The 23,217-nt window shown below is 63.4% G+C and carries 18 protein-coding genes; 13 read left to right on the forward strand and 5 right to left on the reverse strand.

Features of this window, described 5'->3' with window-relative positions; all coding sequences use genetic code 11:
- Positions 1-174: 174 nt before the first annotated feature.
- The 8 genes from VNC39_RS16785 (at position 175) to VNC39_RS16820 (ending at position 11,697) form a co-directional block, all read left to right on the forward strand.
- Positions 175-969, forward strand: coding sequence for a DUF1989 domain-containing protein (locus tag VNC39_RS16785; protein ID WP_325400802.1), 795 nt, complete (start codon positions 175-177; stop codon positions 967-969).
- Positions 966-1,583 carry an urea amidolyase associated protein UAAP2 gene (locus VNC39_RS16790; protein WP_325400803.1) on the forward strand — a complete coding sequence of 206 codons (618 nt, stop codon included), beginning with the start codon at positions 966-968 and terminating at the stop codon, positions 1,581-1,583. Before VNC39_RS16785 ends, VNC39_RS16790 begins: the two co-directional genes overlap by 4 nt.
- Positions 1,583-5,053, forward strand: coding sequence for a 5-oxoprolinase/urea amidolyase family protein (locus VNC39_RS16795; RefSeq protein WP_325400804.1), 3,471 nt, complete (start codon positions 1,583-1,585; stop codon positions 5,051-5,053). The genes VNC39_RS16790 and VNC39_RS16795 overlap by 1 nt, the downstream gene beginning before the upstream one ends.
- Positions 5,050-6,831 (forward strand): allophanate hydrolase, encoded by a 1,782-nt coding sequence (atzF, locus tag VNC39_RS16800; RefSeq protein WP_325400805.1) that lies wholly within the window; start codon positions 5,050-5,052, stop codon positions 6,829-6,831. Before VNC39_RS16795 ends, atzF begins: the two co-directional genes overlap by 4 nt.
- 540 nt (positions 6,832-7,371) lie before the next feature.
- Positions 7,372-8,685 carry an NtaA/DmoA family FMN-dependent monooxygenase gene (locus VNC39_RS16805; RefSeq protein WP_325400806.1) on the forward strand — a complete coding sequence of 438 codons (1,314 nt, stop codon included), beginning with the start codon at positions 7,372-7,374 and terminating at the stop codon, positions 8,683-8,685.
- A 75-nt stretch (positions 8,686-8,760) separates the two neighbouring features.
- Positions 8,761-9,759, forward strand: coding sequence for an ABC transporter substrate-binding protein (locus VNC39_RS16810; protein ID WP_325400807.1), 999 nt, complete (start codon positions 8,761-8,763; stop codon positions 9,757-9,759).
- Positions 9,760-9,804: 45 nt separating this feature from the next.
- The gene (locus VNC39_RS16815; protein ID WP_408840923.1) at positions 9,805-10,776 is read left to right on the forward strand and encodes an ABC transporter permease; all 972 of its coding nucleotides are present in this window, start codon (positions 9,805-9,807) and stop codon (positions 10,774-10,776) included.
- 21 nt (positions 10,777-10,797) lie between these two features.
- On the forward strand, positions 10,798-11,697 hold the full coding sequence (locus tag VNC39_RS16820; RefSeq protein WP_325400808.1) for an ABC transporter ATP-binding protein: 900 nt from the start codon (positions 10,798-10,800) through the stop codon (positions 11,695-11,697).
- A gap of 100 nt (positions 11,698-11,797) precedes the next feature.
- Here VNC39_RS16820 and VNC39_RS16825 read toward each other — a convergent pair whose 3' ends face one another.
- Positions 11,798-12,838, reverse strand: coding sequence for a sensor domain-containing diguanylate cyclase (locus tag VNC39_RS16825; protein ID WP_325400809.1), 1,041 nt, complete (start codon positions 12,836-12,838; stop codon positions 11,798-11,800).
- 238 nt (positions 12,839-13,076) lie between these two features.
- Between VNC39_RS16825 and VNC39_RS16830 the strand changes: the two genes are divergently transcribed.
- Positions 13,077-13,670 carry a TetR/AcrR family transcriptional regulator gene (locus tag VNC39_RS16830; RefSeq protein WP_325400810.1) on the forward strand — a complete coding sequence of 198 codons (594 nt, stop codon included), beginning with the start codon at positions 13,077-13,079 and terminating at the stop codon, positions 13,668-13,670.
- Positions 13,671-13,677: 7 nt separating this feature from the next.
- On the opposite strand, the gene VNC39_RS16835 is transcribed toward VNC39_RS16830, so the two are convergent.
- The gene (locus tag VNC39_RS16835) at positions 13,678-14,454 is read right to left on the reverse strand and encodes a DeoR/GlpR family DNA-binding transcription regulator (RefSeq protein ID WP_325400811.1); all 777 of its coding nucleotides are present in this window, start codon (positions 14,452-14,454) and stop codon (positions 13,678-13,680) included.
- Between the two features lie 240 nt (positions 14,455-14,694).
- Between VNC39_RS16835 and glpD the strand changes: the two genes are divergently transcribed.
- The 4 genes from glpD to VNC39_RS16855 all read left to right on the forward strand — a co-directional run bounded on the left by glpD (position 14,695) and on the right by VNC39_RS16855 (position 20,400).
- Positions 14,695-16,245 (forward strand): glycerol-3-phosphate dehydrogenase, encoded by a 1,551-nt coding sequence (gene glpD, locus VNC39_RS16840; protein ID WP_325400812.1) that lies wholly within the window; start codon positions 14,695-14,697, stop codon positions 16,243-16,245.
- Positions 16,246-16,325: 80 nt separating this feature from the next.
- Positions 16,326-17,828 carry a glycerol kinase GlpK gene (glpK, locus tag VNC39_RS16845; protein WP_325400813.1) on the forward strand — a complete coding sequence of 501 codons (1,503 nt, stop codon included), beginning with the start codon at positions 16,326-16,328 and terminating at the stop codon, positions 17,826-17,828.
- Positions 17,829-17,957: 129 nt separating this feature from the next.
- Positions 17,958-18,800: an MIP/aquaporin family protein gene (locus tag VNC39_RS16850; protein ID WP_325400814.1), complete on the forward strand. Its 843-nt coding sequence runs from the start codon at positions 17,958-17,960 to the stop codon at positions 18,798-18,800.
- Between the two features lie 172 nt (positions 18,801-18,972).
- Positions 18,973-20,400: an MDR family MFS transporter gene (locus VNC39_RS16855; protein ID WP_325400815.1), complete on the forward strand. Its 1,428-nt coding sequence runs from the start codon at positions 18,973-18,975 to the stop codon at positions 20,398-20,400.
- Between the two features lie 93 nt (positions 20,401-20,493).
- Here VNC39_RS16855 and VNC39_RS16860 read toward each other — a convergent pair whose 3' ends face one another.
- From VNC39_RS16860 to VNC39_RS16870, 3 genes are read right to left on the reverse strand one after another with little or no spacing between them, the layout of a single operon-like run.
- Positions 20,494-22,032, reverse strand: a complete 1,539-nt coding sequence (locus tag VNC39_RS16860; protein WP_325400816.1) for an aldehyde dehydrogenase (NADP(+)) — start codon at positions 22,030-22,032, stop codon at positions 20,494-20,496.
- Between the two features lie 2 nt (positions 22,033-22,034).
- Positions 22,035-22,967, reverse strand: a complete 933-nt coding sequence (locus VNC39_RS16865) for a dihydrodipicolinate synthase family protein (RefSeq protein ID WP_325400817.1) — start codon at positions 22,965-22,967, stop codon at positions 22,035-22,037.
- A gap of 14 nt (positions 22,968-22,981) precedes the next feature.
- On the reverse strand, positions 22,982-23,212 hold the full coding sequence (locus tag VNC39_RS16870) for a hypothetical protein (protein WP_325400818.1): 231 nt from the start codon (positions 23,210-23,212) through the stop codon (positions 22,982-22,984).
- Between the last annotated feature and the right edge of the window lie 5 nt (positions 23,213-23,217).

The following is a 23,217-nucleotide window of genomic DNA, read 5'->3' on the forward strand; positions in this document are numbered from 1 at the left end:
ACGTCCTCGCCCATATGGGTTTCAAAGTCCGGGACGGCCTGGCGACAACTTATTCGTAAGGAGTTGCCGCGTCATGGAATTTTCTTTTCATTTCTGGTCGGCTGAAGATGGCTCTGGGCTTCGTGCCTTTGGCTGCTCTGTTTGCGCTTTGGCCGCCGGGCAGGAGCTGCGCGCATGAGCCTTGAGCCGGAATTATCCAACCTGGACAGGCTGACGCCGGAGCAATACCGGGCCCGTTACGAGGCGCTGCAGGCCAAGGCCCGCGCCCGGGCGGCGGCGCCGGCGGCATTGGCGGCGGCGGGTGCGCTGCCTTGCGTCTGGAAGACCGAAACCATCCCGCCGGGCAAATATATTGTGCAGCGGCTGAAGCGGTTCGATGTGATCCGCATCCGCAACCCGGAAGGCACGCCGGGCGCTGCGCTGTTTCTGTGGAACGCTGACGATGTGTCCGAGCGCTATAACGCGGGCGATACGGTCAAGCTGCAATGGACCACCGTGCTGACCACCGGGCGCGTTCTGTTCTCCGACATGGGGCGCGTGCTTGCCGCCATCATTGCTGACACAGGTGCCGGGCATGACAGCATCGTCGGCCCCAACGGCCCGGCGCAAGCCAAGGGGGCGCCCAACGGGCGCGACAATCTGCGCCTTGGCGCGGCGAAGTTCGGGATGACGCGCCGCGATGTCGGCCCGGCGATCAGCCTGTTTTCCAAGATCACCACGGACGCGGACGGAAGGTTCCATTATGCCGGGCCGCCGCCGAAGGGCGCCATGGTGGAACTGCGCGCCGAGCAGAATTTGCTGATCGCCTTGTCCAACACGCCGCATGCCTTGAGCCCGGTGCAGGAGAGTTCCGGGGCGATCGAGATCGAGATCGGCCGGCAGGCCCCGGCGGCGGACGATCTGTGCCGGCATTTCACGGAGGAAGCCGTGCGCGGCTTCGAGAATACGGATCAGGAGTTCGCGCGGTGAATATCGTCTCCGACATGGTCGTTCCCGCCCGCGCGCCTTATTCGGCGACCCTGAAAAAGGGACAAATGATGAAGATCATCGACCTGGAAAGCCAGCAGGCGGTGGATGCGCTGTTCTACAACGCGCATGATTTGTCCGAGCGTTATTCGGTTCAGGATACGCTGGCTGCCCAGGCAACACAGGGCGGCAAGTTCTATCTGGAGACCGGCTCCGTTCTGCTCTCCAACGAAGGCAATGCGCTGGTGCGCATCATTGCCGACACGTGCGGATTCCACGATAGCTGTGCGGGCGCGTGCTCCTGCGAGAGCAACAGTGTGCGCTTCGGCCATGAGACGCGCTTCATGCATGCGTGCCGGGAAAATTTCCTCACGGAGCTTTCAAAATACGGACTCGGCAAGCGCGACCTGGTCTCCAACGTCAATTTCTTCATGAACGTGCCCATCCGTCCAAACGGCGAGCTGACGGTGGATGACGGCGTTTCCAAGCCCGGCGGCTATGTGGAACTGCGCGCGGAAATGGATGTGCTGGTGCTCATCTCCAACTGTCCGCAGGTGAACAATCCGTGCAACGGGTTCCGCCCCACCCCGATCCGCATCATCGTCTCGGAAAGCTGATGTTTTCGAAGGTCCTGATCGCCAATCGCGGCGAGATCCTGCGGCGCGTCTGCCGCACGCTGGACAGGATGGGCGTTGCCGCCGTGGCGGTCTATTCGGAAGCCGACAAATTCGCGCCCGCCGTTCTGGCGGCGCCGGAGGCCGTTGCCATCGGCCCCGCGCCGGCGGCGGAAAGCTATCTCAACATCGATGCCATCATCGCCGCCTGTCAGAAGACCGGTGCGCAGGCGGTGCATCCGGGCTATGGGTTTCTCTCCGAGCGGGTCGAGTTCGCAGAGCGGCTGGCGGCGGCGGGACTCAAATTCATCGGCCCCGCGCCTGCGCATTTGCGTGATTTCGGGTTGAAGCACACGGCGCGCGCCTTGGCGGCCGAAGCCGGCGTACCGATGCTGCCCGGCTCCGGCCTGCTGCCGGATGTCGCGGCAGCGCTGCGGGAGGCGGAGCGGATCACTTACCCGGTGATGCTGAAAAGCTCCGCGGGCGGCGGCGGCATCGGCATGGTGCTGTGCAACGACGCGGCGGAACTGGCGGCGAAATTCGCCTCCGTTGCCCGCCTTGCTGTCAATAATTTCGGCAATGCCGCGTTGTTTTTGGAAAAATACGTGGCCCGGGCGCGCCATGTCGAAGTGCAGATTTTCGGCGACGGCAAGGGCAATGTGGTCTCCCTCGGCACGCGGGACTGCTCGCTTCAGCGCCGCAATCAGAAGGTGATCGAGGAAACGCCGGCACCGGGGATTCCGTTGCCGACGCTGCAAGCGTTGGAAGCCGCCGCGGTGGCGCTGGCAAAATCCGTTTCCTACGAATCCGCCGGCACGGTGGAGTTCGTGTATGATGCCGAGACAAGGCAATTCTACTTCCTTGAGGTGAATACGCGCCTGCAGGTGGAGCATGGCGTAACCGAGGCGGTTTACGGCGTCGATCTCGTCGAGTGGATGGTGCGCCAGGCGGCGGGTGAATTTGCGCTCCCGGCGCAGGAAGACCTCGTGGCAAAGGGTGCCGCGGTGGAAGCGCGGATTTATGCGGAAATCCCGTCCGAAAATTTCCGCCCGGCCTCCGGCACGATCATCCAGTACACGCCGCCGCAAGGGTTGCGCGTGGATGGCTGGGTGGAAACCGGCACAGAAATTTCGTCTTACTACGACCCGATGCTGGCCAAATTCATCGCCACCGGCGCCACGCGCGCGGAGGCGATTGCGGCTCTGCGGGCCGGCCTCGCGGAAGCGGAGATTAGCGGCATCGAGACGAATGCCGATTATTGCCGCGAAATTCTGGCTTTGCCCGAATTTTCGACGGGGGAAATGACGACCCGCACGCTGAGTCGCTTCGAATATGTGCCGAAGACGATCTCGGTGCTCGATGGCGGCGCGCAATCGTCTTTGCAGAGCCTGCCGGGGCGCCTCGGCTTTTGGGAAGTCGGCATTCCGCCCAGCGGACCGATGGACGATAAGAGTTTTGTCGCCGCCAATCTGCTGCTCGGCAACGCGCCGGGCGAGACGGCCCTTGAACTCACCCTCATCGGCCCGACGCTGAAATTCGCGCATGCCGTGACGATCGCATTGACCGGCGCCGTGATGGAAGTGTCGCTCGACAATGTTGCCGTCCCGTATAACCGGCCGGTGCAGGTGCGCGCGGGGCAGGTGCTTGCCCTCGGTTCCATCGCCGGGCCTGGCCAGCGTGCCTATCTCGCCGTCGCGGGTGGCTTCGCGGCGCCGGAATATCTCGGCTCCACCGCCACGTTCACGCTTGGCGGTTTCGGCGGGCATTCGGGCGCGGCCCTGCGCGCAGGTGACACGTTGCGGTTGAAGGCGCCGGATGCGGCAGTGGTTTCCACCACGCCGGAGCTTGCCGTGCTGACCCATGAATGGGAATTGCAGGTGCGGAACGGCCCGCATCAGGCGCCGGATTTCTTCAAGCCGTCCGATATCGAAACCCTGTTTTCATCAAGCTACGAGGTGCACCACAATTCGGCTCGCACCGGCATCCGCCTGATCGGCCCCAAGCCGAAATGGGCCCGCGCGGATGGCGGGGAAGCCGGGCTGCATCCTTCCAACATTCACGACAACGCCTATGCCGTCGGCGCCATCGATTTCACCGGCGACATGCCGATCCTGCTGGGACCGGACGGACCTTCACTCGGCGGGTTCGTGTGCCCCGCTGTCGTGACCAAGGAAGATCTCTGGAAGCTCGGCCAGTTGAAGCCCGGCGACAAGGTACGCTTCGTGGCGGCGGATGTCTCTCCCGCCGTCATCGCCACGCAGGGCGATGTGGTCATCCGCCAGGCGGGGGATGAAGACATTCTCATCGAATTCGGTGAGATGATGCTGGATTTCGAGTTGCGCCTGCGCGCCCAGGCGCTACGCGATGCGCTGGCGCGGGAAGCCATTCCCGGAATCGTCGATCTGACGCCCGGCATTCGCAGTCTGCAAATCCATTTCGACATTGCGCACACCTCGCGCGCGGCGGTGATGGCGGCGGTGGAGCGCATCCTCCCCACGCTGCCGGCGCCGGGCGAGATGGTGCTGAAAAGCCGCATTCTGCATTTGCCTCTGTCCTGGAACGACCCGCAGATTCAGCTTGCCATGCGGAAATATCAGGAGACCACGCGGCCCGACGCGCCCTGGTGCCCGGACAATATCGAGTTCATCCGCCGTATTAACGGGCTGGCAAGCCTCGATGACGTGAAGCGCATCGTCTTCGATGCCTCCTATGTCGTTATGGGATTGGGCGATGTCTATCTCGGCGCGCCGGTGGCAACACCTTACGACCCGCGCCACCGCCTGGTGACGACCAAATACAATCCTGCCCGGCCCTGGACGCCGCAAAACGCTGTCGGCATCGGCGGCGCCTATATGTGCATCTACGGCATGGAGGGGCCGGGCGGTTATCAGCTGTTCGGGCGCACGATCCAGGTCTGGAACACGCATCGCGAAACGCCGCCGTTCGCGCCGGGTCATCCCTGGCTGCTGCGCCATTTCGACCAGATCAGGTTCTTTGAAGTTTCCACCGAAGAGCTGGCGCTGGCGCGCGAGCAGTTCCTGCACGGCAAATATGAGATCAGGATCGAGGAGACGGAATTCTCCCTCGGCGCCTACAAGGCTTTTTGTGCCGAGAACGCCGAATCTATCGCCGCGTTCCAGCAGGTGCAGCGCGCCGCCTTCGCGGCGGAACGGGCGGACTGGGCGGCCAAGGGCCTGAACAGCTTCGAGGAGAAGGAGGTAGCACCTCCGCCCGAGGAGACGCCGCTTGGCGCCGGCGCCCGCGCCGTCGGGGCACCCGTTCCCGGCAGCGTGTGGCAGATTCTCGTGAAACCCGGAGACCAGGTGCAAGCCGGCGACACGCTGATGCTGCTGGAATCCATGAAAATGGAGGTGCGCGTGGTCGCCGCCGCCTCCGGCACCATCCAATCCATCACCGCCGAGCCGGGCCAAGCGGTCCGCGCCGGCCAGCGCCTTGGAGTCGTCGCCCTATGACCCCCGTTTTGCTGGAAATCGAGACCATCCATACCGCCTATCGCGCCGGCACGCTCACGCCGCGTGTGCTGGTGGAGGAATTGCTCCGCCGGATCGAGGCTTATCCGGACAAGGCCGTGTTCATCACGCGCCTTCCCGCGCGGGATGTGCTGGAAGCGGCGGATGCGCTGGATATGGCGGCGATGGCGCGGATGCCATTGTTCGGCATTCCCTTCGTGGTGAAGGACAATATCGATGTCGCCGGCGTGCCGACCACGGCAGCCTGCCCGGACTTCGCGTTTACGCCCGACAAGGATGCGGCAATCGTGGCGCGATTGCGCGCCGCCGGGGCGATTCTGCTCGGCAAGGCGAATCTCGACCAGTTCGCCACCGGACTGAACGGCACACGCTCGCCTTATGGCGCGCCGCGCTCGGTGTTCAATGCGGATTATGTGTCAGGTGGTTCCTCCTCCGGTTCCGCGGTGGCCGTCGGCGCGGGGCTGGCGGTGTTTTCGCTGGGCACGGATACCGCGGGGTCCGGCCGTGTTCCCGCCATGTTCAATAATCTCATCGGCCTGAAGCCCACCATTGGCCGCATCCCCGCCACCGGCGTGGTGCCCGCGTGCAAGACGCTCGACTGCGTCAGCGTGTTCGCCAACAGCGCCGCGGATGCCATGCGCGTGCTCACGGCGGCGGAAGGGGTGGATGAGGGCGATGCCTATTCCCGCCCGCCGGCAGCGAAAATACTCCCCGCCACGCCGCGCGTGGGCGTTCTTGCCCCCGCCGCGCGTGATTTTGCGGGTGATACCGCCAGCGCCGCCTTGTACGATGCCGCCGTCGCCAAGGCGCAATCTTTGGGCTGGCATGTTCAGGCCTTCGATTACGCGCCGTTCAAGGACATCGCCGCCGCCTTGTATGGTGGCCCCTTTGTTGCGGAGCGCCTGGCGGCGGTACGGGCGTTTTTCGAGACCTCGCCGGAGTCTTTCGATCCCACGGTGCGGAGCATCATCGCCGGCGCGCAGAAATTCACCGCGGCCGATCTTTTCGCCGAGATCTACCGCATCCAGGCGCTGCGCCGCGCAGCACAGGGCGCGTTAGAAAATCTGGATATGCTGTTGCTGCCGACCGCGCCCACGATCTTCACGGTCGCGCAGTTGCGGGCGGAGCCGCTCAAGGCCAATGCCACGCTCGGGCTGTACACGAATTTCGTGAACATTCTCGATCTCGCCGCCATTGCGTTGCCGGCCGGATTCACGCCGAGCGGTTTGCCTTTCGGCGTCTCACTCATCGGTCCCGCCTTCTCGGAAGTTTCGCTCAGCGGCTATGCGGATGCGCTGCATGTGGCGCTCGGCGCGGGTTCGGGCGCCGGTAAAATCATCCCCTCCACCCGCTTGGCCGCACCGAAGCCGGAGGACGTGACCCTCGTCGTAGCCGGCGCGCATCTTTCCGGCATGGCGCTGAATCATGAGTTGACGGCTTTGGGCGCGCGGTTTGTCGCCGCTGCTAAAACTGCGCCCGGCTACAAGCTGTTCGCGCTCGCCACGACTCCGCCCAAGCCCGGCCTCGCCCGCGCGCCGAGTTTTGCCGGCGGGGGTATCGATGTAGAAATCTGGTCGTTGACGCCAGAAGCTTTCGGCAAATTCGTAGCTTCTTTGCCGGAGCCGATGGGCATCGGCAAGGTAACTTTGGCGGATGGCAGCGTGCATCCGGGGTTTTTGTGCGAAGCTTGCGTTCTGGAAAATGCCGTCGATATCACCGCTTATGGCGGCTGGCGCGCTTACCGCGCTGCCGTAGGGTAGCATGGTTGCGGCAAGCGCTGCGCTTGCCGCAACCATGCTTGGCTTCGCGAGAGTCCGCACTCCCGCGGGAAAATCCCGGACTGGCCTCTTGGCTTTCCGGGCGCGGACGATGATCGTCACGTGGCCGATCAGCCGGATGGGCAATCGGTCCCTGCCGGGATCAAGCTTTCAACATCGCTGAATATGGCAGCGTCCTGTCGGCGCCTTGGCTTGCCATCGTGCGATCGCTTCTTATTTTGTAACAATATTTCGACCAAATGCGCGCAACGGGTTTCGTAGCGATCGGAGGTCGTAACATCGCGGTCAATCGGAAATTCCGCTCTGCTCAGTTTATTTGCACAATCATGCACAAATATATCTCATCGTGATCAGATTAGAAACATTCACGAAAAACACAGGAATATTTTGATATCGAGTTGTCTTGACGGGCGTAAATGAACCATCGTTTAATAAAGATGTTCTGGTTTGTTTCCTGGATGCGTGAGAAGATCGTGCGTTGTGACGGAGCGCGAAGCTCCGGTTTTGCGAAGGGTTAGCGACTTGGCGCAGAAGAAGTTCCATCTCGGCTGGTTTATGAATTTCACGCCTGATGAATGGCGTGCGCCATTCGGTCAGGGCGGCTCCCCGTGGGACGGTCAGTTTTATGTCGAGATGGCACAGACGCTGGAGCGCGCCTGCTTCGACTACATCATGATCGAAGACAAGCTGATGGTCTCCGAGACCTATGGCGGCTCGCGGGAACTCGGCTTGCGCAGCGGCGTGATGGTGCCCAAGCACGACCCCGTGCCGCTCGCGGTCGCTATGGGCATGGCCACGAAACATCTCGGCGTTGTCGCGACCATGTCCACGCTCGCCTATCCGCCCTTCCTGCTGGCGCGGCTCTGTTCCACGGTCGACAGCCTGACCAAGGGTCGATTCGGGTGGAATGTGGTGACCAGCGCGGAAAATCTCGCGGCGCAAAATTTCGGCCTGGATCAGCTTCCCCCACGCGAATTGCGCTACGAAATGGCCGAAGAATATATGGACGTCGTCGGCAAGCTGTTCGACAGCTGGGAGGAAGGCGCGGTGCGCCTGGACCGTGAGGCCGGCATTTACGCCGATCACACGAAGGTCCATCCCATCGATCACCGGGGCAAGTTCTTCAAGGTGCGCGGGCCGCTGAATACCGTGCGCTCGCCGCAGGGGCGTCCGGTCTATGTCCAGGCCGGCGCTTCGCCGCGTGGGCGCGACTTCGCGGCGCGCTATGCGGATTCCATCGTGTCCGTCGCCAGCGGCGTCGCCGACATGAAAGCCTTCCGTGACGATATCCGCGGCCGCGCTGCGGCGGCCGGCCGCGATCCGGATACGATCAAGGTGCTCTTCTGCATCACCCCCACTTTGGGAGAGACCGAGGCAGAAGCGCGGGAAAAGCACGACCGCATGCTCAACACGCCGCACTTCATCGCCGACATTCTGGCCTCCGTTTCCGCGATCACGGACATTGATTTCGCCAAATTCGATCTCGACGAGCCTTTGCCGGAGCGCCTTGTCACCAATGGCGAGCAGGGAACGCTCGATAAATTCCAGCAATGGGGCAGCGGTAAGACATTGCGCCAGCTCGTCGTGGACGGCGCGGGCGGCATTGTGTCTTCGGTCGAGCTCATCGGCACACCGCAAACGGTCGCCGCGCGGATGGGCGAGGTGATGGAGGAAGTCGGCGGCGACGGTTTCCTCATCACCACGCCGATTCTGCGAGTCGGAAGGCGCTATCTGGTGGAAGTGGCGGATGGGCTGGTGCCGGAACTGCAACGGCTCGGCCTCACGCGTACGGAATACAAGCATAAGCTGCTGCGCGACAATTTGCAGGAATTCTAACGTGGCTACCGGCTCCGTTCCACGGCGCCGCAAACAATGTTCGTCTTAAAAACAGCCTTTAATTGCGAGGTCTTCATGAAACGGGCGTACAAGTTTACCACCCTCTTCACCGCCGCGGCCCTGATGCTCGGCTCTGCCTTGACCGCGGCGAAGGCGGACACGCCGCTCAAAATCGGCTTTTCCGACTGGCCCGGTTGGACCCCGTGGCAGATCGCCATCGACAAAGGCTGGTTCAAGCAGGCCGGCGTTGATGTCGACATGCAGTGGTTCGACTATTCGGCCTCGTTGAATGCCTTTGCGGCGGGCAAGCTGGATGGCGACATGATCGCCAATGGCGACGGCCTGTCCAATGGCGCCAATGGCAGCAAAAACGTGCTGATCATGCTGACCGACTATTCCAGCGGTAACGACCAGATCATCGCCAAACCGGGCATTACCAGCGTCAAACAACTGGCAGGGCAAAAGATCGGCATCGAGGTCGGGGTCGTCGAGCATCTGCTGCTCGAACATGCGCTGCAGGCCAACGGCATGTCGCTCAGCTCCGTCACCTTGGTGAACACGGTCACCAACAATACGCCGCAGGTCATGGGCTCCGGCTCGGTGGCGGCGATCGGCGCGTGGCAGCCCATTGCCGACCAGGCGCGCATCGCTCTGCCCGGATCGCGTGCCATCTACACCTCGGCACAGGCGCCGGGGTTGATCTTCGATGGTCTGGCGGTCTCGCCGCAGAGCCTGGCGGAGCGCCCGGCGGATTGGGCCAAGGTGATCAAGATCTGGTATCGCGTGCTCGCCTATGTGAACGACCCGAAAACGCATGCCGACGCGCTGAAGATCATGGCCGCGCGCGATGGCGTGACGCCGCAAATCTATCGCCGCTACGTTAAGGGCACGCATCTGCTCAGCCTCACGGAAGCCAAGGCGGCGTTCGTGAAGTCCGATGCGTTGGCCTCGATCTACGGCTCGGATGAGAATGCGGATGCTTTCAATGTGCGCAACGGTGTTTATAAAACCCACCAGGATGTCAGCGAATATATTGACCCGTCCCTGACCGATGCATATAAGGGAGGCAGCTGAGTGTCGTCTGCTTCGGAAGCCACGTCATCTTTGGCCTCCGAGGTCGTGACTGGAGACGCCGTACCCGGGCAATGGTTCCGGGTACGCGCGCCGCTTTCTCGCCGGTTGCGCGTGATCCTCGCCATTTGCTCGTTTTTGCTGCCGCTCGGCCTCTGGTCGGCGGTCAGTTACGTGCCTGCCATCTGGCACCCCGACATTCTGGTTTCCGATCCCGGCGATGTGGATTATTTCCTGCCCGGCATGCGGGTCGACAAAGCCACCTTTGCGAAAGAGCTCGAAAACGCCAAGGTCAACCACACGGCGCCACCGCAGGGTACGCTGTGCAACCCGGTCTATCTGCCGTCTCCCGGTGCCGTTGTGGTCGCCTTCTATACCTCTTTCACCACGCCCCCGGCCGATCAGGATGGCCTGTGGCTGCATCAGAGTCTGTGGCAAAGCATCCAGACCATTTTCTGGGGCTTCGTGATCTCCTCGCTCATCGGCGTGCCGCTCGGCATCCTGTGTGGAGCCCATAACGGCGCGGCGCGGCTGGTGGAGCCGATCGTGGAATTCTTCCGTTATCTGCCGGCGCCGGCCTTCGGCACGTTGGCCGTGGCGGTGCTCGGCATTTATGCCGGGCCGAAAATCGCCATCATCGTCATCGGCACGCTGTTCCAGCAGATTCTCATCATCGCCAATACCACGCGCAAGGCCGATTTTTCATTGGTGGAGGCGGCGCTCACGCTAGGCACGAAGAATCTCCGCCTGCTCACGAGGGTTGTCATCCCCAGCGTGCTGCCGGACCTTTATCGGGACCAGAGGATTTTGCTCGGCTGGGCCTGGACATATCTCATCGTCGCGGAGCTCGTCGGCGCCACTGCAGGTATTTCGCTCTTCATCACGCAGCAATCGCGCTATCAGCATTACGCGAATGTCTACGCCGCCATCGCCATGATCGGCATTCTCGGGTTGGGGACCGATCTCGTCCTCGCAGCACTTGGCCGTAAGCTCTTTCCTTGGGACCGCGCCGCCCGATAAGTTCCGAAAGGATCAGCCTGAATGTTCGATACCATCTCCTATCTCGACCAGCCCCAGGCGGTGAAAGACCGCCTGGACAGGATGAAGGCGCGCGAGGTCATTCTTGAGGTCGCCGGTCTGACCAAGAAATTCCGCACCGGCAAAAGCGATGTCGTGGCGCTGGATAACATCTCCTTCAAGACCCACCGGCGCGAATTCCTGTGCATCGTCGGCCCCTCGGGCTGCGGCAAATCCACGCTGGTGCGGATTCTGGCGGGGTTGGAGCTGGCCAGCGGCGGGCAGGTGCTGCTCGATGGTCATCCCGTGAAAGGGCCGGGGCGCGAGCGCGGCATGGTGTTTCAGGGCTACACTTTGTTCCCCTGGCTCACCGTGCGCGGGAACGTGATGTTTGGCCTGCTGATGAACAATGTTGCCCGCGCCGAGGCGAAGAAACAGGCCGATGAATGGCTCAGCTTGATCGGCCTGGAGAAGTTCGCAGACGCTTACCCGCACCAGCTTTCGGGCGGCATGAAGCAGCGCGTTGCCATCATCCGCGCCCTCGTCAACCGGCCGCGCATCCTGCTGATGGATGAGCCCTTCTCGGCCCTCGATGCCCAGACGCGCGCGCGGATGCAGTCCTATCTTCTGGAAATCTGGAAGAAGGTGGACATCACGGTCGTGTTCATCACGCACGATCTGGATGAAGCGATTTTCCTGGCGGACCGGATTCTGGTGCTTTCCGCCCATCCTGGCCGGATGCAGGAGTTGATCGAAGTGCCCATCGTGCGCCCGCGCAAAGCAGAGCATTTCTCCGCCGCGGAATTCGCCGCCACAAAAGCGCGCCTGGAAGCTTTGATCCATCCCCCTTCCCAGCACGGCGATGATGAGGAGGCTTATCCGTCGGTGCCGCTTTTGACCGACGTGCGCGACGAGGTCGAATAAAGCGCGAACATCCCGCCACCATCATGCCGGGGCTGCGCCCATTCGGTGAGTTGCGTGTTTCCCGGCGCGGGGCGCCCTGTTTGGCCGCCAAGAGGTTACGCTAAAAATTTTGTGGCATGAGCCGCGAAGAGGGGCGCCTGGCCAGGTCTCCGGCCGGCGTCGATGCCCGCACATGAAACTGGTTGCCGCCGGCGCGCTTGGCAATGTACATCGCCTGGTCGGCGTTCTTGAGTAATGCCTCTGGTCCCGCAAGATCCAGCGGGTAGATCGTGGCGCCCAGGCTTGCCGTGACCGTCTGGCCGTGAGGGCCGTTCCGGCCATGTTTGGCGACAGCCTCCACGATCAGCCCGAGCACGCTGGCGGCGTCATGGGTAGACCGTAAATCCTCAAGAATGATGACGAACTCGTCGCCCCCCATCCGGGCCGCCAAATCATTTTCCCGGATCACGCCGCGGATGGCGTCGGCGGTGAGACGCAGAAATTGGTCTCCGGCCGAGTGGCCAAAGCGGTCGTTGATCGTCTTGAAGCCGTCGAGGTCGAGCACCGCGAGCGCCATCATCGTCTGATTACGGCATGCTTGCTCCTGTGCCGCCGCCAGCCTGAGCGCGAGCATTCGGCGGTTGGGCAGCTCGGTCAAAGGGTCGGTCAGGGAATGATCATGAAGCTGGCGCTCCAGTCCTTCGCGGTACAGGGCCGAGCCGATCATGGCCGCGAAGAGTTCGGCAATGGCAAGCATGGCAGGGGTCAGGGCCAGGGGGTCTTCGCGCAGCCAGGCGATGGCGATGGCCCCCACAAAGCCGCTGGGGCCCGGCAGGGGCAAGACCAGATTGGCGCGCAGGCCGGCGCTGACGAATTCCGGCATCGCGCTGGCGCTGCCCGGATAGTCCGGCGTGAAGAGAAATTGACCAGTGGTTAGCACTCGCCCGACCGTTCCCTGATCGTCCGGAAAACTGAATTTCACGATGGGCGTCTGGTCGACGTGGTCAAGCCCGTAGAACAGCCTGTATCTGAGGCGGGTTGGACCGTCCGTGACGATCAGGGCCGCGCCGTCGGCGTTCAAAAGCCCCGCCAGAGTCTGCGCCGCGGCATTGAAAAATTCAGGGAAGGAACAGATCTGCAACAGCTTGGTGGTCGCCTGCACCGCCGCCTGCCATTGCTCGCTTTCATTCCGAGAGGGAGGACACGCATTCTGCATCGCTAGGACCCATTCTTTTACACAGCCTGCTGTGCTGGTCCCTATCCCACCCCACGAATCAGTCTGCTCGGTGAGCCATTTTGCGCATGTTCGTTTGTTATGTGCAAGCAGGCATTGCGCAGTTTCTGTGAAAATGAGAAGCGGCCAGGGGCACATTTAGGATAAAGATTGCTGAATGGTAGTGATGAACCCTCTGAATCCGCATGATGCCATGCTGCGCAAGCTGCAGCTGGCCTTCTTTGCGCATGGTTACGAGCAACTCACCATGATCGGCCTGGCCAAGGCGGCGGACATATCGCGCCGGTCTCTCTACAATTACTTCTCCAGCAAGGAAGAGGCGTTCCGCGCCTGCGTCCATTGGAGCAACGCCCGCGACATCTCGTTCGGCCAGGCAGCTGCCGCCGAAGCCAAGGAAGCGGGGGCGGACGCGCTGGAGATTCTGGTCGCCTACGCCGATGCGCGCTATGGCGAGACACGCCGTGAGCTGAGCGCCTCGCCCCATGCGTTGGAAATCAACGACCAGGCGTTCCGGCGGTGCCGCGACATCATGATCGACGCGGCGCGCGCCGGCCAGCAACGGCTGGCGGACATATTGGCGGATCTGCAGGAAGCCGGGCTGGTACGCTGGCGCGAGGATTACACGGCAGCGCAACTGGCGCAGCATTTCTCGGATGCGGCGCGCGGCGTGAACCAGGCTCTGCCGCCCCAGCCGGCCACGACCATACGCGACCGCTACCGGGACATGTTTCGCGCCTTGCTGGGGGGCGTCGTGGCGTAGGCGTTCCTCAGTCCGGCAGCACCACGGGCACGCCGGTCGCGTGCAGCATGGAAGCGATGGGCGCGGGCGGCGGCGCATCGGTGTAGAGGGCCGAAATGTCGGTGATATGGCCCACCTTCACCAAGGCCGGGCGGCCGAATTTCGAATGATCGGTGACGAGAAACACGCGGCGTGAGTTGCGGATGATGGCCTGGGCGCACAGCACCTCGTCGAGGTCGAAATCGAACAGACCGCCGTCCAGATCGATGCCGGAGATGCCGACGATGCCGATATCGGCGCGGTATTGCTCGAGCATGCGCACGGTGGGTTGGCCGGTGACGGCGCCGTCGCGGTTGCGCACCTTGCCGCCGGCCATCACGATGGAGATGGCCGGATTTTCGCTGAGGATGCGCGCCACGTTGAGGTTGTTGGTGATGACCTGCAACCCGTCACGCCGCAGTAATGCGCGCGCCGCCTGCTCGGTTGTGGTCCCGATATTGATGAACAAGGAGGCGTGTTCGGGCACATCTTCCGCCACTTTCGCGGCGATACGCTGTTTGGCGGTCAGGTTCACCACCTGGCGGCGTTCATACTCCATGTTTTCGATCGAGGAGGCGAGGCCGGCGCCGCCGCGGTAACGCGACAGCCGGCCTTCGGCGGCCAGATTATTCACGTCCCGGCGGATCGTCTGCACCGTGACGTCGCAGCGCCGGGCCAAATCCTCAAGGGTCAAAAACCCTTGCTGGCTGACCATTTCGACGATGCGGAGCTGGCGCTGTTCGTGGCTTTGGGGCTCGGACACCATGGAAGTTCAGATCTCTTTCGTGGTCTGCCGGCACGCCGCGCGGCGCCCGTGTTGTGTTTCCGATCAATTGGTTAGCACAAACCCGCGCCGCCTGCACCTGCGAGGACGTTGTAACGCGAAAATCTGTTTCGCGTCTTTGGTGCAAAAAGAAGAAAATCAATCTAGATATTTTCGCTTGCGAATTTACAGGCGATGTATTTAAGCTGTTTCCGAAAACAGCATGCGGAGTTTGCTCTGATCATGTTCGGTTCTGACCAAGCCAGCCCTTATGACGTCCTGATCGTCGGCGGCGGCATCAACGGCGCCGGGATCGCCCGCGACGCCGCCGGCCGTGGGCTTTCGGTGTTGCTGGTCGAGCAGCACGACCTCGCCGCCCACACCTCGTCGGCCAGCACCAAGCTCATCCATGGCGGGCTGCGTTATCTGGAATATGGCGAATTCCGCCTGGTGCGCGCAGCGTTGCGGGAACGCGAGCGGCTGCTCGCCATCGCCCCGCACGTGATCTGGCCGCTTGAATTCGTGCTGCCGCACGCAAGGGGGCAGCGCCCGGCCTGGATGGTACGGGCCGGGCTGTTTCTCTACGACCATCTGGCCCCGCGCCAAAAACTACCTGCCTCGCGTGCCGTGCGTTTCGGTCCGCATCCAGCCGCCTTCATTCTGCAACCCGGCTTCCGCCGGGGCTTCACCTATGCCGATTGCCGGGTCGATGACAGCCGCCTCGTGGTGCTGAACGCCATGGACGCGGCGGAGCGCGGCGCCGCGATCCGCACCCGCACAAGGCTGATCTCGGCCCGCGCCGAGGGCGCGTTATGGCGCGCGATCCTCGAGGAGGGGGGCGGACGCCGGGAGACCGTTTTCGCGCGGGCCCTGGTCAACGCCGCCGGCCCCTGGGTCGGGGACATAATCAGCGCCGGGCTCGGCCGTGACGGCGGCCAGACGGTGCGTCTCGTCAAAGGCAGCCACATCATCGTCCCGCGCCTTTATGAGGGCGATTTCGCCTTCATTCTGCAGAACCCGGACAAGCGGATCGTCTTCGCCATTCCCTATGAGCATGATTTCACGTTGATCGGCACGACGGACATCGCCTTTCAGGACGATCCCGCCACGGTGGCGATTTCCGCGGAAGAGATAAGCTATCTCTGCGAGAGCGTGTCCCGGTATTTCCGCAGGCCGGTCGCGCCGGCGGACATTGTGCGGACCTATTCAGGTGTGCGTCCGCTTTATGACGACCATGCGGCAAATGCCTCGGCGGTGACGCGCGATTATGTGCTGGCTTCCGAAGGCGGCGCCGGCCGGCCGGTTTTGCTGTCGGTGTTCGGCGGCAAGATTACCACCTATCGCGAACTTGCCGAACAGGCGCTGGAAAAACTTCTGAAGCTGCTGGGGCGCGCCGCCGGCGCCGGCTGGACTGCCGCCGCGCCGTTGCCCGGCGGCGACATGCTGGGAGCCGATTTCGCGGCCTATTTGGCGGCGTTTTCCGCGCGCTATCCGTTCCTCCCCGGCCCGCTCGCGCGCCGGCTCGTCCGCGCCTATGGCACCAGGGCGCCGCGCATTCTCGGCGCGGCGCAGAGTTTGGCCGATCTCGGCCGGGATTTCGGCGGCTTATTGTTCGCGGCGGAAGTGGATTATCTGGTCGCGCGGGAATGGGCACGCGACCCGGAGGATATTCTCTGGCGCCGCTCGAAGCTGGGGCTGCATGTGCCGGCGGACACGGCATCGCAGCTCGCGGCCTATCTCAAGACGCCGGGGCAAGCGGGGGGTATCGAAGGGCGGATGCATCTCGCCAACTGAGCGGGCCGGTCACGGCCTGCGGATTTGTCCGAGCTATGGAACATAAGCCTGGCGTTCAAAAAAACAAAAATGGGGGGACCATGACGCATTATATCGGCGCCATCGATCAGGGCACGACGAGTTCGCGTTTCATCGTGTTCGATAAGGGCGGCAACATCATTTCCGTGGCGCAAAAAGAGCATCGGCAAATCTATCCGAAGCCGGGCTGGGTCGAGCATGATCCGATGGAAATCCTCGCCAACACCAACGAGGTAATCGGCGCCGCTCTGGCGCGTGCGAATCTCTCGGCCGCGGACATCGCCGCCATCGGCATCACCAACCAGCGTGAAACCACGATGTTGTGGAACAAGACCACGGGACAGCCGCTCTGCAACGCGCTGGTCTGGATGGATGCGCGCACCGATCAGCTGGTGCAGCGCTATATGCGGGCGGGCGGGCAGGACCGCTTCCGCGCCACCACGGGTTTGCCCCTCGCGACCTATTTTTCCGGGCTGAAACTTTTGTGGATTCTCGAAAACGTCGAAGGCGCCAGGGCGCTTGCCGAACGCGGTGAGGCTTTGTTCGGCACCGTCGATTCCTGGCTGACCTGGAACCTGACCGGCGGTGTCGATGGCGGCGTGCATGTGACGGATGTCACGAATGCCAGCCGCACGATGCTGATCGATCTCGCGACCTGCCAATGGGATTCGGAGATGCTGCGCCAGTTCGAGATTCCTCCGGCCTGCCTGCCGCGAATCATGCCGTCATCGGCGATCTATGGCGAGGTCGCCACCGCCCCGCTGGCGGGCACCCGGATTGCCGGCATCCTCGGCGACCAGCAGGCGGCTTTGGTCGGGCAGGCTTGTTTCGCGCCGGGCGAGGTCAAGAACACTTACGGCACCGGCTCGTTCATGCTGATGAACACCGGGACCGCGCCGGTGGCATCGAAAGCCGGGCTGCTGACCACGCTGGCCTATCAGTTCGGCGCCGAACCGCCGCATTACGCGTTGGAAGGGGCCATCGCCATCACCGGCGCGCTGGTGCAATGGCTGCGCGACAACATGAAGTTCTTCGATGTCGCCGCGCAGATCGAGCCCCTGGCCAGGAGCGTCGAGGATAATGGCGACGTCTACATCGTTCCGGCCTTCTCCGGGCTTTACGCGCCGTACTGGAAGGATGATGCCCGTGGCGTCATCGCCGGGCTCACCCGCTACGCCACGCGGGCGCATCTGGCCCGCGCCGCCCTGGAAGCCACCGCGTATCAGGTACGCGACGTCGTGGAGGCGATGCAGGAAGATAGCGGCATCAAGCTCACCACGCTGAAGACCGATGGCGGCATGGTGGTCAACGAGCTGCTGATGCAATTCCAGGCGGATATTCTGAATGCACCGGTGGTGCGCCCGAAAGTGAGCGAGACCACCGCGCTCGGCGCCGCCTACGCAGCCGGGCTTGCGGTCGGTTATTGGCGCAATATTGACGATCTGCGCGCGAACTGGGGGGTGGATAAAACCTGGACGCCGAACATGGCGGCGGAAAAGCGCGACCATTATTATAAATCCTGGAAGAAAGCCGTGCAGCGGTCATTCGCCTGGGTGGAGCCGTAAGGCAAAGGCGGCGCACGCGATAACGAGCAAAGACTTAATGCCGGAATGGCGTGGCGCGCGGCGCGGCGTCAGCCGGCTGCATGACGTTCCTTCGCGATACAACAACAATAACATTTTGGGGAAACAATCATGAACCGACAAATGTTGGGAGAATTGATCTCGGAAGCGTTGGCCATTTTCATCATTATCGCCTTCGGCGACTCTGTTGCCTGCATGTATGTTCTTTACGATCCGAGCCCTTATCTGAACGCCTATTGGGGCGTTTGCATTTCCTGGGGGTTGGGCGTCACGGTCGCCATCTACGTCACCGGTTCGGTTTCCGGCACCCATGCCAACCCTGCCGTGACGTTGGCGCTCGCCTTGTTCCGCGGCTTCCCTTTCAAAAAAGTCGTGCCCTATTGGGCGGCCCAGGTTTTCGGTGCGTTTCTCGGCGCGATGGTCGTGTATGTGCTGTTTCAGCCCGTGATCGACCATTTCAATCAGGTGCATAACCTCACGCGCGCGGCAGGCGGCGCCGCCGGCGTGTTCTTCACCCATCCGGGGCTGGCGATCACGCCGATGCACGCGCTGACCGATGAGATCATTCTCACCGCCTTCCTGCTGCTCGGCATTTTCGCGATCACCGAGCAATATAACGAGATGGCGCCCGGGGCGAATTCCGGCGCGCTCATGATCGGCCTTCTGGTGGCCTGCATCGGCGCGTCGATGGGCTATCTGGAAGCCTGGGCCCTCAACCCGGCGCGCGATCTCGGGCCGCGTATTTTTGCGTATTTTGCCGGCTGGGACGATGCCGCGTTTCCCTCGCCGGGCAATTACTGGTGGGTGCCGATTGTCGGGCCGCTGGTCGGGGGCGTGGTCGGCGCCGGCGCCTATCAATGGCTCGTCCATCCGTTCCTGCCGGCCCGTATGCGGGCGCTGGAAGCCGCCAGGGCGGCCGAGCCCAGGCATACGAAAATCCACCCGGCGGAGTAACCGGCCGGCCAGACCGGCGGCGCGGTCGCATCAGCCTTGAATTGTCAGCGATTCTGTCGTGCTATAATGAAGAACCGTTAACGAACGTGATTCGCGCCCCGTTGCCCCAGAACCTGCCGGTAGTCTCCGAATGACCCCACAATCATCGCGTCCGCTGGTCCTCGGGGCCGTCATGGCCTCCATGGTCATGGTGGCCATCGAGGCCACGATCGTATCCACGGCCATGCCGCAGATCGTGGCGCAGCTCGGCGGGCTGCGGCTCTATAGCTGGGTGTTCTCGTCATTCCTGCTGACGCAGACGGCCGCGACCGTGGTGTTCGGCAAGCTTTCCGACCTTTATGGCCGCAAGCATATCATGCTCCTGGGCATTGCCATCTTTCTTGTGGGATCCGTGCTGGCCGGCTGCGCGTGGTCGATGCCTTCGATGATCGTCTTCCGGCTGATTCAAGGCATGGGCGCCGGCGCCGTCCAGCCTGTCGGCCTGACGATCGTGGCGGATCTCTATCCGGCGCGCGAGCGCGGCAAGATCCAGGGCTATATCTCCAGCCTATGGGCGGTCTCGGCCGTTTTGGGGCCGATCGTCGGCGGGCTCATTCTCCGCGATTTTTCGTGGGCCTGGATTTTCTGGATCAATGTGCCGATCGGCCTTGCCGCCGCTGCGGGCTTTATGCTGTTTCTGCACGACAGTCCGAAGCACGAGCGCCGCTCGATCGATATCGCCGGCGCGGCCTTGTTCACGGTGGCCATCGCCTCCCTGCTGATCGCCCTCACCGAGACCGGCACTTCCCATGGCGAGACCGTGCTGCTGATGACGGGACTGTTCGCGGTTTCCGCAATTCTGTTCCTGCTTCAGGAACGGCGCGCCGCCGATCCGATGATTTCGTTCGCCTTATGGAGCCGCCGGCCGATCGCGGTGGCCAACGCGGTGGCGGTGTTTTCCGGCATGGCGCTCATCGGGCTCACCACATTCCTGCCGATGTATATGCAGAGCGTCCTGCATCAATCGGCGGTGATCTCGGGCCTGACCCTGACGATGGTGCTGGTCGGCTGGCCGGTCGGTTCCATGCTGGCCGCGCGCTTGTTTCACCGGGTGGGATTGCGGAGCATTCTGATCGTCGGGAGCACGCTCATGCCTGCGGGTGCCGCCGCTTTCGTGCTGCTGAACCCACAGAGTTCGCTGGTCACGGCGGCGCTCGGCTCCCTCGTGATGGGACTTGGCATGGGCCTGGTCAGCATCGGGTCGCTGATTCTGATCCAGGAAATCGTCGATTGGGCGCAGCGCGGCAGCGTCACGGCGTCCAACCTGTTCGCGCGCAATCTTGGCAGCACGCTCGGCGCCACGGCCCTCGGCGCGGTGCTCAATTACGGCCTCAGCCATGCGAAGGGCGTCAGGCCGATCACCTCGGACCAGTTGCGGCAGCTCCTCGCGGCGCCGCACCGCGCGGCCGGCGGCGGTGACATGGCGGTCGGCCTGGCCCTGCAGCAATCGTTGCATCTGACGTTCTGGGCGATACTCGGGATTTCCGTCGTCATCGTGGGGCTGGCCGTCCTGGTGCCGCCCGTGCGGATCGGCCAGGCGGAGGAAGTGCCCGCGGAATAAGGGCCCATGCCCGGCTTTGCCCTGATGCCCCGCCCGCGCGTTCTCTCGGCCGCGTGCGGGGCGATCGGGTCGGTTACGTGCCAGCGGCCGTCATCAGGATTTCGATGACGGCATGGTCTGGAGGGCAGCCGGCAGAATGGCGCCTGGGATGGCCTGGTAGCAGACGGGTCTCAGGAAACGCTCGATCGCCATCGTGCCGACGGAAGTTGTCCTTGTGTCCGAGGTTGCGGGGTAGGGCCCGCCATGAACCATGGCGTCGCAGACCTCAACGCCGGTCGGCCAGCCATTGGCCAGGATCCGTCCGGCCTTTCGCTCCAGAACGGTCAGGAGCTTGCGCGCCAGCGCCAGGTCCGGCTCGTCCGCCTGCAGGGTTGCGGTCAGTTGTCCTTCCAGATGATGTGCGAGTTCGTGCATCTCGCCGGTGTCTTTGCACCTGACGAGCAGGGCGCAGGGCCCGAACACTTCCTCCATGAGCGACGGGTCGGCCAGAAGATCGGCCGCCTGGGCGGCAAAGAGCGCCGGCTGCCCCTGGCCTGGGGATGCGGCGGGCAAGCCGTGCGCCACCGCCTGGACCGCTGGATGGGCCGCCATCCGTGCAACGGCAGCGCCATAGGCGGCGGCGATTCCCGCTGTCAGCATCACGCCGGCCGGCTTGCCGCGCAAAGACGTTGAAGCGGCGGCGATGAAAGCCTCGAAGGCTTCGCCCGCCACGCCGATGACGATGCCGGGGTTGGTACAGAACTGGCCGACGCCCAAAGTGAGGGATTCGACAAAGGCGGAACCAAGCCCCGCAGCGCGTGCTTCCAGCGCCGCTTGCAGCAGAAAGACCGGATTGACACTGCTCATCTCGGCATAGACCGGTATGGGTTGCGGTCTGGCCTGGGCGAGCTTCAGGAGCGCAAGACCGCCTTTCCGCGACCCGGTAAACCCGACCGCCTGGATCGCCGGATGCCTGACGAGCGCCTGGCCGACCTCGAACCCGTCGTCGAACAGCAGGGAAAACACGCCTTCGGGCAATCCGCAGGAGGCGACGGCATTCTGGACGGCGCGCCCCACCAGTTCCGAGGTGCCCGGATGGGCGGCATGGGCTTTGATGATGACCGGGCAGCCCGCGGCGAGGGCTGCCGCCGTATCGCCGCCGGCAACCGAGAAGGCCAGCGGAAAATTGCTGGACCCGAACACGGCGACGGGGCCGACGGCGATGCGGCGCAGGCGCAGATCGGGGCGCGGCAAGGGGCGGCGGTCCGGCAGCGCCGGGTCGATGCGGATCTCCTCAGGCAAGCGCAGATGGGCCGCGAACAGGCGCAATTGCCCGGCGGTGCGTGCCAGCTCTCCTTCCAGCCGCGGCCGGGGCAGCGCGGTTTCCGCCATGGCACGCGGGACCAGCTCGCCGGCGATCGCCTCGATGTTCGCGGCGATGGCCTCAAGAAAGACTGCGCGCCGTTCGCGCGGAGTCTCGCGATAAGCATCGAACGCGGCCTCCGCGAGCGCGCAGGCCATTTCGACGTGATCCGAGGTCGCGCCATAAAAGTCGGGCGCGATCGGCATGCCGCTCTCGGGCGCCAGCGCGGCGAATGTGCGATGTGAGCGATGCAGCGCGGCGCCAATGATCAGTTCTCCGGTAAGGGTCATGATTATTTGCTCCAGCGCAGGACCAGGGGATTCAGGCTGCGCGCGGTCTCGATGAGCCCTTCTTTCGTGCGCGGATGCAGGGGCGCGATTGGAGGGCGGCCCTCGGCGCAGGCGATGATGCCGCCTTCCTTCATCAGTTCCTTCGCCGCGAGCAGCCCACACTGTCGGTTCTCGTAATTGATGAGCGGCAGACAGCGATTATAGGCTGCCACGGCGCTGTCCCGGTCGCCGGCGAGATAGCTATGGACGATCGGCCGGATCAGGTCCGGATATCCGCCGCCGGTCATCGACCCGGTGGCGCCGGCGTCGAGATCCGCCAGAAGGGTGATCGCCTCCTCGCCGTCCCACGGGCCTTCGATCGCGTCGCCGCCTTCGGCGATCAGCTCCCGCAGCTTCGCGGCGGCCTGGGGCACCTCGATCTTGAAATAAGACACGTGCGCGATGTCCCGCGCCAGCATGGCCAGGAAGCTTGCCGGAAGGGAAGTGCCGCTCACCGGTGCGTCCTGGATCATGATGGGGATGGAGATCGCGTCGGACAGGGTTTGAAAGAAGGCACGGATGCCGGGCAGCGAGACGCGGATGGTCGCGCCATGATAGGGCGGCATCACCATGACCATCGCCGCGCCGAGCTGCTCCGCCCGGCGGCTGCGCGCCGCGCAGATTTGCGTGCTGAAATGACTCGTCGTGACGATGACGGGAACACGCCCACCGACATGCTTCAGGATCGAAGTGGTGAGGCTGTCGCGCTCATCGTCGGAAAGCACGAACTGCTCCGAGAAATTGGCGAGAATGCACAGGCCGTCCGAACCGGAATCGATCATGAAGTCGACGCAGCGCAGCTGCCCGGCAAGGTCCAGATTTCCGTCCGCGTCAAAGATCGTCGGGACGACGGGGAACACGCCGCGATGCGCCGTGCCGTGGTGGGAAGCAGACATCAATTCCTCCTTGGTTATATGTTGTTGTCGGGATCGGCGGCCGGCGGTTCGCCGGCGCCGATATAGGGAAGGCTCGGCATCTGTCCGGTCGTGCGAAAGACGTTGAGCCGTTTGATGACTTTCGCGGAGGCGGCGATCTTGTGCCCCCGCCCGACCCTGCCGGCGGCGCGCAGGGCCATGCCGTCGATCGGCGTGCCCGGACCCATCTCGACCCGCGCAACCGCAACATTGTCCGCCGGATTCAAGACGA

Source organism: Acidocella sp., assembly GCF_035535915.1.
Taxonomy (GTDB): Bacteria; Pseudomonadota; Alphaproteobacteria; order Acetobacterales; family Acetobacteraceae; genus Acidocella.